Annotated in this window: 8 protein-coding genes and 1 pseudogene; 6 read left to right on the top strand and 3 right to left on the bottom strand. The window is 66.0% G+C overall.

What is annotated here, in order from left to right; genetic code table 11:
- Positions 1-133: 133 nt before the first annotated feature.
- Positions 134-1,588, top strand: a complete 1,455-nt coding sequence (locus AB0L63_RS02840; protein WP_364493559.1) for an NAD-dependent succinate-semialdehyde dehydrogenase — start codon at positions 134-136, stop codon at positions 1,586-1,588.
- A 114-nt stretch (positions 1,589-1,702) separates the two neighbouring features.
- On the opposite strand, the gene AB0L63_RS02835 is transcribed toward AB0L63_RS02840, so the two are convergent.
- On the bottom strand, positions 1,703-1,996 hold the full coding sequence (locus AB0L63_RS02835) for a chorismate mutase (RefSeq protein ID WP_364493557.1): 294 nt from the start codon (positions 1,994-1,996) through the stop codon (positions 1,703-1,705).
- A gap of 381 nt (positions 1,997-2,377) precedes the next feature.
- Here AB0L63_RS02835 and AB0L63_RS02830 point away from each other — a divergent pair, with 381 nt between their 5' ends.
- Positions 2,378-5,005, top strand: a complete 2,628-nt coding sequence (locus tag AB0L63_RS02830) for a UvrD-helicase domain-containing protein (protein ID WP_364493555.1) — start codon at positions 2,378-2,380, stop codon at positions 5,003-5,005.
- Between the two features lie 52 nt (positions 5,006-5,057).
- Positions 5,058-5,483 carry a hypothetical protein gene (locus tag AB0L63_RS02825; protein WP_364493553.1) on the top strand — a complete coding sequence of 142 codons (426 nt, stop codon included), beginning with the start codon at positions 5,058-5,060 and terminating at the stop codon, positions 5,481-5,483.
- 187 nt (positions 5,484-5,670) lie between these two features.
- Here AB0L63_RS02825 and AB0L63_RS02820 read toward each other — a convergent pair whose 3' ends face one another.
- Positions 5,671-6,933 (bottom strand): M23 family metallopeptidase, encoded by a 1,263-nt coding sequence (locus AB0L63_RS02820; RefSeq protein WP_364493551.1) that lies wholly within the window; start codon positions 6,931-6,933, stop codon positions 5,671-5,673.
- A 531-nt stretch (positions 6,934-7,464) separates the two neighbouring features.
- Between AB0L63_RS02820 and sucC the strand changes: the two genes are divergently transcribed.
- Together sucC and sucD are read left to right on the top strand one after the other, a co-directional pair.
- A complete protein-coding gene (gene sucC / locus AB0L63_RS02815) occupies positions 7,465-8,631 on the top strand; it encodes an ADP-forming succinate--CoA ligase subunit beta (protein WP_364493549.1) in 1,167 nt (388 codons plus the stop codon).
- An 11-nt stretch (positions 8,632-8,642) separates the two neighbouring features.
- Positions 8,643-9,557 (top strand): succinate--CoA ligase subunit alpha, encoded by a 915-nt coding sequence (gene sucD, locus AB0L63_RS02810; RefSeq protein WP_364493547.1) that lies wholly within the window; start codon positions 8,643-8,645, stop codon positions 9,555-9,557.
- A gap of 79 nt (positions 9,558-9,636) precedes the next feature.
- Here sucD and AB0L63_RS02805 read toward each other — a convergent pair.
- Positions 9,637-9,984: pseudogene (locus AB0L63_RS02805) on the bottom strand (undecaprenyl-diphosphate phosphatase); the annotation flags it as partial.
- Between the two features lie 497 nt (positions 9,985-10,481).
- Between AB0L63_RS02805 and AB0L63_RS02800 the strand changes: the two are divergent.
- Entirely contained in the window at positions 10,482-11,546 is a 1,065-nt protein-coding gene (locus tag AB0L63_RS02800) for a DUF5336 domain-containing protein (protein ID WP_364493545.1), read from the top strand.
- The last annotated feature ends 54 nt before the right edge of the window (positions 11,547-11,600 follow it).

The following is an 11,600-nucleotide window of genomic DNA, read 5'->3' as shown; positions in this document are numbered from 1 at the left end:
CGGCTACCCATGGCGATCACTTGTGTGTCGCTCGAGCAGGAGCAGCGGCGAGCGTATGGGGCGGCTCGGAAGGTCGATGATTTCGGATCGATGAGTCGGGTGATGGGCGAGCGGGCGGCCTAGGCTTGGGTGCATGGTGTCCGAACGTGAAGTACTCCAATCCGTGCCGACGCAACTGTGGATCGGCGGTCCTGTCGACGCCACCGGGGGCGGCACCTTTCCGGTGCACAATCCCGCCGATGGGCAGGTGCTGACCGAAGTCGCCGACGCCACGCCGGAAGATGCCGTGCGCGCCCTCGACGCGGCTGTCGCGGTGCAGGCCGATTGGGCGGCGACACCGTCGCGCGAGCGCGGCGAGATCCTGCGCCGCGTCTTCGAGCAACTGACCGCGCGCGCCGAGGAATTCGCGCTGCTGATGACGCTGGAGATGGGTAAGGCGCTGCCGGAGAGCCGCAACGAAGTGCGCTACGGCGCTGAATTCTTCCGCTGGTTCAGCGAGGAGGCGGTGCGGGCGCACGGACGTTATCTGCACGCGCCTTCCGGCACCGGGCGGATCATTGTGCACAAGCAGCCCGTCGGGCCGTGTCTGGCCATTACGCCGTGGAATTTCCCGCTCGCCATGGGCACCCGCAAGATCGGACCCGCGCTGGCCGCAGGCTGCACGATGATCGTCAAGCCAGCATCGGCCACCCCGCTGACCATGTTGGCGCTGGCGAAGCTGTGCAGCGAGGCGGGGCTACCGGACGGGGTGCTCTCGGTGATCACCTCCAGCCGGTCCGGCGCCGTCACCCAGCCGCTGCTCGATGATCCGCGCCTGCGCAAGCTCACCTTCACCGGATCCACCGAGGTCGGCATGAAGCTGGTGGAGAAGTCGGCGAACGGATTGTTGCGCACCTCGATGGAGCTCGGTGGCAACGCACCGTTCGTGGTCTTCGACGATGCCGATATCGATGCTGCCGTCCAGGGCGCGATGCTGGCCAAACTGCGCAATGGCGGCGAGGCGTGCACCGCGGCCAACCGCTTTCACGTGCAGAACGGTGTGCTGGAAGAGTTCACCACCAAACTCGTTGAGGCGATGTCGAATACCGTGACCCTCGGACCAGGCACCGATCCGGACACCACGCTCGGCCCGCTGATCAACGAGGAACAGCTCAATACCGTCAGCGAACTTGTCGACGACGCGGTTGCGGTCGGCGCGCAGGTGCTCCTCGGCGGCAAGGCACCCGACGGCCCCGGCTGGTTCTATCCCGCGACCATCCTCAGCGAGGTACCGGCGAATGCGCGGATCCTGCGCGAGGAGGTCTTCGGTCCCGTCGCACCCATCGTCGGGTTCGAAACCGAGGACGAGGGCCTCGCCGCCGCCAACAACACCGAATTCGGCCTGGTGAGCTACGTCTACACCCGCGACCTCGACCGCGCCCTGCGCATCGCCGAGGGCCTCGAATCCGGCATGGTCGGCGTCAACCGCGGCGTAATCTCCGATCCCGCAGCACCTTTCGGCGGCGTCAAGGCCTCCGGCTTCGGCCGCGAAGGCGGTATCGAGGGCATCGAGGAGTACTTGTCCACCAAGTACATCGCCCTCACCTGACCCGCGGACCGAAACGACCGCCCCGGGGTGCGAAACACCCGGGGCGGTCGTCTGGAAGGCGGCGATCTCGCGAACGCCGCGCGGTTCGATCGGGCCGCTGGTGGCGGCCGAGGGTTAGTGGCCGAGTCGGCCGCGACCGAGACGCAGCAGCAGCATGGCGAGGGTGTGGCCCTCCTGGCCGAGTTCGCTGAAGCGCTCGAGCACCTTCATCTCACGACTGTGTACGAGGCGGGGGCCGCCGGAGGCCATGCGCGTGCGACCGATGATCCGCGAGATCTCGCTGCGGCGCTTGATGGCGGCCAGAATTTCCGCGTCGAGCTGGTCGATCTCCTTGCGGAGCTTATCGATCTCGGCCTCGGTGTGGGGCAGAGCCGAGTCGGACCCGGTCGTCGTGGCGGGGGTGCTCATCATTCATCTCCTCGTGTCAGAACCTGGATCGGCAGGCGAGCGCAGCTCGTTACCGGTCGGTTCTTTCACCGTGCAAAATAATCCTGGCGGGTCTTACAATCCTCCCCCCAGGCGGCGCGCTCAGGTACAAAGTCCGCGATCACGATATCCGGCCGTTAGCGGAATCGGATACTTCGCGGCCATCGCGCAGGTCATACGGGCCAGTCTGCCATGGGGCCGAAGCAATGCAAAACACTTCATTTTGTGAATCTCCTGAGAAGGCTTTCATGTCGGGACGCCCCGTGTCGACCCCAGGGCGGTTCCGCTGCCGTCCGCCGAACGGACACCGATGTCGACCGGGACTTCATCTCTGTCGGTGCCCGCCGGTAGCGTGGATGGGCGATGGACATCACGGTGGCTCCCAAGACGCAGGCCGGGCGGACTCGGCACCCGGATTCAGCCCAGAACCCGCAAGTCGACGCTGCTCGCACCGAGGAGATGGGTGGCTCTGCCATGCCGACCGCGGCCGGGATCCCGCATCCGGCCGCTGATGATGCGTCGCGGCGTGTCGTGGAGGACAAGCACCGTGTCGAACAAGAAAAGCGCCGCGCCGAACGTGAGCAACGTCGCGCGGAGGAGGCTGAGCGACTCCTGGACGGTCTCAACCCGCAGCAGCGCGCCGCGGTTGTGCACTCCGGTGCGCCGCTGCTGATCGTCGCGGGCGCAGGTTCGGGCAAGACCGCCGTGCTCACCAGGCGCATCGCCTATCTGCTTGCGGCCCGCGGGGTGACTCCGGGGCAGGTCCTGGCCATCACCTTCACCAATAAGGCCGCCGCCGAAATGCGCGAGCGGGTGAGCGGGCTGGTCGGCCCGCGCGCGAACAACATGTGGGTCTCGACCTTCCACTCCAGTTGCGTCCGCATCCTGCGCATGCAGGCCGCGCTGCTGCCCGGTCTGAATTCCAATTTCTCCATCTACGACGCCGATGATTCCCGGCGGTTGCTCACCATGATCAGCCGCGACTTCGATATCGACGTCAAGAAATATTCGGCGCGGTTGCTGGCCACCGCCATCTCGAATCTGAAGAACGAGCTCATCGGCCCGGAGCAGGCCACCGCCGATGCCGAAACCGACGAGACCGAACTGCCCGGACTCGTCGCCCGCGTGTACACCGAATATCAGCGCCGGTTGCGTTCGGCGAACGCATTCGATTTCGACGATCTGATCGGCGAAACGGTGGCGCTGCTGCAGAACCATCCGCAGGTCGCCGAGTACTACCGCCGCCGGTTCCGGCACGTGCTGGTCGACGAGTATCAGGACACCAACCACGCCCAGTACATCCTGGTCCGCGAGTTGGTCGGACATCACGCGCAGGAGCAGGCCGAAGACGCGGTCCCGCCGAGCGAACTGTGCGTGGTTGGTGATGCGGACCAGTCCATCTACGCCTTCCGCGGCGCGACCATCCGCAATATCGAGGAATTCGAACGCGACTTCCCGGATGCGGAAACCATTCTGCTGGAGCAGAATTATCGCTCCACTCAGAACATCCTGTCCGCCGCGAACGCGGTGATATCGCGCAATGAGAAGCGCCGGGACAAGCGGCTGTGGACCGACTCCGGCGAAGGCGACCTGATCACCGGTTACGTCGCCGATAACGAGCACGACGAGGCATCGTTCGTGGCGCGCGAGATCGACCGGCTGGTGGACGCGGGCGATGCCAACTACAGCGATGTCGCGGTCTTCTACCGCACCAACAACAACTCCCGTGCGCTGGAAGAAATCTTCATTCGCATGGGACTGCCGTACAAGGTGGTCGGTGGCGTGCGCTTCTACGAGCGCAAGGAGGTGCGCGATATCGTCGCGTACCTGCGCGTGCTCGACAATCCGGAGGATACGGTGAGCCTGCGCCGCATCCTCAACACCCCGCGCCGCGGCATCGGCGACCGGGCCGAGGCCTGTGTGGCGGTGCACGCCGAACAGCGCGGCATCGGTTTCGCCGGGGCGCTGCGCGATGCGGCCGATGGCAAAGTGGCGCTGCTGAATACGCGGTCGCAGCGCGCGATCGCCGGTTTCCTTGATCTGCTCGAAGAGGTGCGGGCGGCCGGCGCGCAAGCGGATCAGGACTTCCCCGACCTCGGCAATATGGTCGAAGCGGTACTCGACCGCACCGGCTACCGGGCCGAGTTGGAGGGATCCGACGATCCGCAGGACGGTGCCCGACTCGACAACTTGAACGAATTGGTCAGCGTCGCACGGGAATTCAGCTCCGAGGCATACAACAATGCCGAGGCCGCCAGGGCCGAGGGGCTGGTGCCGGAGGTGGCCGAGGGCGAACCCGACCCGGGCTCGCTCGCCGCCTTCCTGGAACGCGTCTCGCTGGTGGCCGATAGCGATCAGCTGCCCGCGGAGGGCACCGGCGTGGTCACCATGATGACGCTGCATACCGCGAAGGGCCTGGAATTCCCGGTGGTCTTCGTGACCGGCTGGGAGGACGGACAGTTCCCGCATATGCGCGCACTCGGCGATCCGACCGAGCTGGCCGAGGAACGCCGCCTCGCCTATGTCGGCATAACCCGGGCGCGGCAACGGCTCTACGTCACCCGTGCGGTGGTGCGTTCCGGCTGGGGGCAGCCGGTCTCGAATCCGGAATCCCGATTCCTGCAAGAGATTCCGGCTCACCTCGTCGATTGGCAGCGGTTGGAGCCGAAGGGTTCGCCGCTGACCCGCGGCAGCCGTCGCCGCGGCGGCGACGACGGCCTGGAACACGACTGGACCCGCGACGGCTGGAATCAGCAGCGGCCGGGCGTCAGCGATCGCGCGCCGCGCCGCCCCGCCCCCGGCGGCGCAACCCGCAATAATGCCAATCTCGTACTGGCTGTTGGCGATCGAGTCAGCGACGACAAGTACGGCCTCGGCCGCGTAGTAGCCGCCGAAGGCTTCGGGCCGCTGGCCACCGTCACCATCGACTTCGGCACCGCGGGCAAGATCCGGCTCATCCCGCAGTACAGCCGAACCCTGGTCAAACTCTGATAGGGGCCTTTGACCCTGATCTGTCGACAGTGCGGTCGGTAGCGTGCGCGGCATGGAGACGGTCGCGCAATATCTGCTGTGGTTGCTTCCGATGCTGTGGCTCGGCATGGTGCTGGCCATCTCGTTCCTGGAAACGCCGCTGAAGTTCCGGGCGCCGGGGATCACCGTGCCGCTCGGCCTCGGTATCGGACGGCTGGTATTCCGGGCGCTGAATATCGTGGAAGCCGTTGTTGCCACCCTGTTGATCGTGGCGACTCTGGTCGTCGCGCCCAGCGGTGCCGTTCGGATCTGGCTCGGCGTCGCCGCCGCGACCCTGGCCGTCCAAATCCTTGTGGTTCGGCCGCTGCTGACTCGCCGCTCGGATCGGGTGCTCGCCGGTGCGGAGCTGCCGCGCTCGCACGCTCACTATTGGTATGTGGGCTTGGAGGTGGTCAAGGTGGTGAGCCTGCTCGGTCTGGCGATCGCCGCCGCGCCCTAGTCGGGACGGCCGTCGAGCGCAGTGTGCCCTCAGCTCGAATCCGTGCCAGCCGCCGCTGCCCGGCCGTAATCCGCGCTCACGCCGTAGTTCTGGTTACTTCGTATTCCAGAGTGCCGCCGTGCCCCTGGCGTGCGTCGTAACGCTGGCATGCATCCTGCGCCGACGAACTTCCGCCTCGAAGGGCAAATCAGTCGCGCTGTGGACCCAGGCTGATGCCGCGTGTCGCCAACCAGGGCAGCGGATCGACCTTGTCGACCCCGTTCAACCACACCTCGAAATGGCAGTGCGGGCCGGTGGAGAAACCACGGTTGCCGATGGTGGCGATCTGATCACCGGCCATAACGCGCTGACCCGCCGAGACTGTGGCGGTGTCGATGTGGCCGTAGATGGTGACCGTGCCGTCGTCGTGCAGCAGTCGCACCCACATGCCGAAACCAGATGCCGGACCGGCTTCGATCACGGTGGCGTCGGCGACGGCGTAGATCGGAGTGCCGATCGGGCCCGCGATGTCGATGCCGAGATGCTGTACGCCCCAGCGGGCACCGAATCCGGAGGTGAAATTGCCCGCGGCGAATTTGGTGAACAGCGGGCGGAGTTTCGCGGCCTCCTGCGCCGCCATATCTTCGGCGAACTTCTGACCCTTTTGCAGCATGTCGCCGAACTGACCGAGATTGGTCGGTGCCGAAACATTGAGCACCTGTGGCGAATCCGGCGAAGTATTCGGGTCGGCCACGCTGACCGACTGTGCCGCGATTTCGTGAATCTGTCCGGCGGCCTCGTAATCGACGGCCTGCGAAGGCTGTTCGGGTGCGGCGAAGGCGGCCTGTCCGGCGGCGACCACCGCACCCGCGGCCACGGCGACGACCGCGGCGCGGCCCTTGAGTGAGGCGGGGGGCGCGGGCATCCGATGCGCGCCGCCATTACCGCGATTCGTCCGGCGGGCCGGAAGCACCGTGGGAGCGGCCGGAGCTTCCGGATCCGCGGGCTCCCAAGCGGAGTCGTCGTCCCAAGACCCATCGCCGTCGTAGGATCCGTCCGCCGCCGGCGTCCAAGACGCTTCGGAGTTGGCGTGCCAGGAACCGTCACCCTTGGAAGTCCACGGATCGTCAGACGCCCAAGCACCGCCATCGGACCAGGAATCAGCTTGGGTCCAAGACTGTGACTGTCCCCACGAATCATCTTGCGACGACGAATCGGCCTGCGACTGTCCCCAAGCGGAATCGGACTGCGCCCACGAATCGTCCGCGCCCCATGCGCTGTCGCCGTGTTCGTATCCCTCCGCCGCGGCGGGGTCGGCATATCTGTGACCACCGGCATGCTGCGACGGGGTCCCGAACGGGTCTACCGCGGCGTCGGAGTGTCCACCGAAGCTTTCGTCATCATCATCGGACCGGTAACGATGTCCGGAATGAGCGCGATTTTCGGTTGCGAAGGTCGAGCGATGGTTCATCGTTGGTGCCACATCATCGAACGAGAGATCACGGTATCGAACTGCCTGATCAGAGGTGTTGTTAAGGGACGGCTCTCCGTCTGCGGAGTGCTGTGCTGGGTCAAGCTTGCCGTCCTCCTAGTCGTGACCGTGCTGTGACATCGACCGCAATGACGGTAACGAAACGATTGCGGGATCCGCAAGCGCTACGTGCGATCAATCCGAACATGTGAGATTGATCACGGTAACGCACCGGAATATCTCACTGCGATCGGGGCATGCGCGTGAGTCCGAGCGGCGGCGAACCGTAGCGAAAGGCCGTCGGTCGACCGGTTCGGCGTCTCTACCTGGCGCGCCGCCGTCAACCTACTGGCGAGTAGTCTTGGCCAGGCGTTTTCCCGCCCTGGGCGGCACCTCGTGACCTGCGCCACTTAGGATGAACGTGGCCGCTCGGGCCCTCCATGTGACTGGTTAAAGTCCGACCCGACCCGCTCCGACGTCGGGCCGCCAACAAAGACGTTGTTATCACAACGCAGACGAGACGGTGAATACATGGATCTCTTCGAATATCAGGCGAAGGAGCTCTTCGTTAAGCACGGAGTGCCTTCGTCCGAGGGCCGCGTCACGGACACGGCCGAGGACGCCCGCGCCATCGCGGCGGAAATCGGCAAGCCGGTGATGATCAAGGCCCAGGTGAAGGCCGGTGGCCGCGGCAAGGCCGGTGGTGTCAAGTTCGCCGCCACCGCGGACGACGCGTTCACACACGCGCAGAACATCATCGGCCTGGATATCAAGGGCCACATCACCAAGAAGATCCTGGTCGCCGAAGCCAAGGACATCGCGGAGGAGTACTACATCTCCTTCCTGCTCGACCGCTCCAACCGCACCTACCTGGCCATGTGCTCGGTCGAAGGTGGCATGGAGATCGAAGAGGTCGCCGCGACCAAGCCCGAGCGCCTCGCCAAGGTGCCCGTCGACGCCGTCAAGGGTGTCGACCTCGCATTCGCCCGCTCGATCGCCGAGCAGGGCCACCTCCCCGCCGACGTGCTGGACGCCGCGGCCGTGACCATCCAGAAGCTCTGGGAGGTGTTCATCGGCGAGGACGCCACCCTGGTGGAGGTCAACCCGCTGGTCCGCACCCCCGACAACGAGATCCTCGCGCTCGACGGCAAGGTCACCCTGGACGAGAACGCCGAATTCCGGCACCCGGACCACGAGGCCTTCGCGGACAAGGACGCGACCGATCCGCTGGAGCTCAAGGCCAAGGAGAACGACCTCAACTACGTCAAGCTCGACGGTGAGGTCGGCATTATCGGCAATGGCGCGGGTCTGGTGATGTCCACCCTCGACGTGGTCGCCTACGCGGGCGAGAACCACGGCGGCGTCAAGCCCGCCAACTTCCTCGACATCGGTGGTGGCGCCTCGGCCGAAGTCATGGCCGCCGGCCTCGATGTCATCCTGGGTGATGCCCAGGTCAAGAGCGTGTTCGTCAATGTTTTCGGTGGTATCACCGCCTGTGACGCGGTCGCCAACGGCATCGTGAAGGCACTGGAAATTCTTGGCGCCGAGGCGAACAAGCCGCTGATTGTCCGGCTCGACGGCAACAAGGTGGACGAGGGGCGCAAGATTCTCGTCGATGCCGCGCATCCGCTGATCACGCTCGCGCAGACAATGGACGAAGGCGCCGACAAGGCCGCCGAACTGGCAGCGGCCAAGTAAGGAAACCGGAAATGTCTATCTTCCTCAACAAGGATTCCAAGGTCATCGTCCAGGGCATCACCGGCGGCGAGGGCACCAAGCACACCGCGCTGATGCTCAAGGCCGGCACCCAGGTCGTTGGCGGCGTCAACGCGCGCAAGGCGGGCAGCACCGTCGCGCACACCGACAAGGACGGCAACGCGATCGAGCTGCCGGTCTTCGGCACCGTCGAAGAGGCCATCAAGGCGACCGGCGCCGATGTGTCCATCGCGTTCGTGCCGCCGAAGTTCTCGAAGGACGCCATCATCGAGGCCATCGACGCGGAGATCCCGCTGCTCGTGGTCATCACCGAGGGCATTCCGGTGCAGGACACCGCCTACGCGTGGGCCTACAACGTGGAGAAGGGCAACAAGACCCGGATCATCGGCCCGAACTGCCCCGGCATCATCACCCCCGGCGAGGCGCTGGTCGGCATCACCCCGGCCAACATCACCGGCAAGGGCCCGGTCGGCCTGGTGTCGAAGTCCGGCACCCTGACCTACCAGATGATGTACGAGCTGCGTGACTTCGGTTTCTCCACCGCCATCGGCATCGGCGGCGACCCGGTCATCGGGACCACCCACATCGACGCCATCGAGGCGTTCGAGAAGGATCCTGAGACCAAGCTGATCGTGATGATCGGTGAGATCGGTGGCGACGCCGAGGAGCGGGCCGCGGCCTACATCAAGGCCAATGTCACCAAGCCGGTCGTCGGTTACGTCGCGGGCTTCACCGCTCCCGAGGGCAAGACCATGGGCCACGCGGGCGCTATCGTGTCCGGTTCGGCCGGTACCGCCCAGGCGAAGAAGGATGCGCTCGAGGCCGCCGGTGTGAAGGTCGGCAAGACGCCGTCCGAGACCGCCGCGCTGGCGCGGGAGATCCTGGAGAAGGCAAGCGTCACCGCCTGATTCGCGGACTACGCGAAGGCCGCCGGCCCGATCGGGGTGGCGGCCTTCGTCATATTCAGAAGAAGTGGACTACCGAAGCGATACCGAACACACCGACCGGCACGGTCGCCAGCAGCACCAGCCAAGCCAGGCGCTGGGCGGAGGTCTCGATCCGCCGGGTATGCAATGTGGTGAGTAGGCCGACCACGATCTCGACCCAGTCGCGCCTATAGAACACCAGCAGTGCGATCGCGGTCGCCACATGTAGTCCGACCACAAAGGCGAGATACGATGTGCCGGAATCGGAATCGCCCTGGGTGACCAGATCGCTCCAGGACCCACCCAGCCATGCAGGCACCAAAACGGAATGACCCAGGCTGGAAATCGGGAACAGTTCGGTTTTGCCTTGCAATGCGCCGATCACAACGGCTTGGGTGTAGGTCAGCATCGCCTGACAGCTTGGCACGCCCAACCCGCCAGGACACCGCCCTGAAAAAGACCTGTGTCCTTTTGAAATGCTTGGCGCCGTTGGAGTTTCAGTCGGCAGGGGCGCCGCCACGTTCGTCGAGTCGTTGCCGTCGCGGCCACTCTGGTCAGCGCCGCGGGCAGCGGCAGATCCCGCCTCACAGCCGAACCCACCCGCGCCGCCGCCAACTCCGGCCGCCCGGTCGCCTTCGTCGAACTGGCCCCGCTGGCCCTAGCCGAGGACATGCTACCCGCCGTGCTCGATGGTGAGCTCCGGTCACAACGTGGCGATTCACGTTCCCATCAGGGGCGGTAGCGCAGAATTGTTATCGGTCCGCGCAGATCGCGCAGGACCAGCGTAGACGAGGTTTTTCCGGCGCCAGGCCGGTTGCTTAAGGGTGACCTGGGCCAGCGAGTGCAGTAGCGTCAGGGAGAGATCCAGCCGTCCAGACGTCCGACTCGACCTAGGAGACGACGACCATGTCATACCCGACCGGGGGCTCCGGGTACAACGCACCCGCGACGCCGCCTGCACCTGCCAGCTCCGGCCAATCGGCTGGTACCGGCACCGAGTCCAGCGCCAAGGGCCTGCCTTACTTCCTGGTGGTCGGCGTCGCCGCGCTCGGTGTGATCAACTTCCTGCTCGGCTTCCTCCCGTTCTTCGGCCAGAAGCCGCGGGATCTGGGTCGCGGCGTCACGGTCGAAGGTAACGACACGATCAGCCTCTTCCAGTACTTCGGCGGGGCAGGACTGCTGGCGATCCTGCTGCTCGGCGGCCTGCTCGCCGGACTTTCGTTGCTGCCCAAGCAGAATTGGACCGGCGCCGCGGCCGCGGCATCGGCCGCCGGCTTCCTCGGCACGCTGTTCCTGTCCTTCACCACGCCCGACGATCTGGACGTCGAGTTGAAGTGGGGCGCTTACGTGCTGCTATTCCTGGCGTTCGTGCAGACGGCCATCGCAGTCGCCGCGACGCTGTTCGACGCCGGCATCCTGACTCCGCCCGCGCCCAAGCCCGCCACCCCGCAGGCCCCGCCGAGCGGTTTCGGCGCCGGCGGCTACGGTCAGCAGGGAGCGTTCGGCCAGGGGCAGCCTGGTCAGTTCGGTCAGGGCCAGCCGGGTCAGTTCGGCCAGGGGCAGCCGGGACAGTTCGGCCAGGGCCAGCCGGGACAGTTCGGCCAGGGCGCTCCGCAGTATCAGTCGCAGCAGCCCTACGGTCAGAGCCAGCCGAGCCAGCCGATCTACGGTCAGGGCCAGCAGCCACCCTATGGTCAGCAGCCGTCCTACGGCCAGCAGCCGCCCGCCTATGGTCAGCAGCCCGGATACGGTGCGGCACAGCAGGGTTCGCCTTACGGTGCTTCGCCTGCCGCGCAGCCGCGCCCGGATGAGGGTGCCACCCAGCACTTCGGGACCCCGCAGTCCGGACAGCAGTACGGCACACCGGGTTTCGGCCAGGGGCAGCAGAACCAGCCGTTCGGCGGTGGAACCGGTTCGGACCCGTCCTCGGACGCCACGCAGGTATTCCGTCCGTCGGACGAGAACAAGTAGTTCGTCGGCTCTCCCTGCGCACCCCAGACCGGGTCGGCGCGCCTGACCCGCTCG

It is taken from the genome of Nocardia sp. NPDC051990, from assembly GCF_040680755.1.
Classification (GTDB): Bacteria; Actinomycetota; Actinomycetes; order Mycobacteriales; family Mycobacteriaceae; genus Nocardia.
Note: the sequence above shows the minus strand (reverse complement) of the source record. Positions and strands in the feature narration are given on the sequence as shown.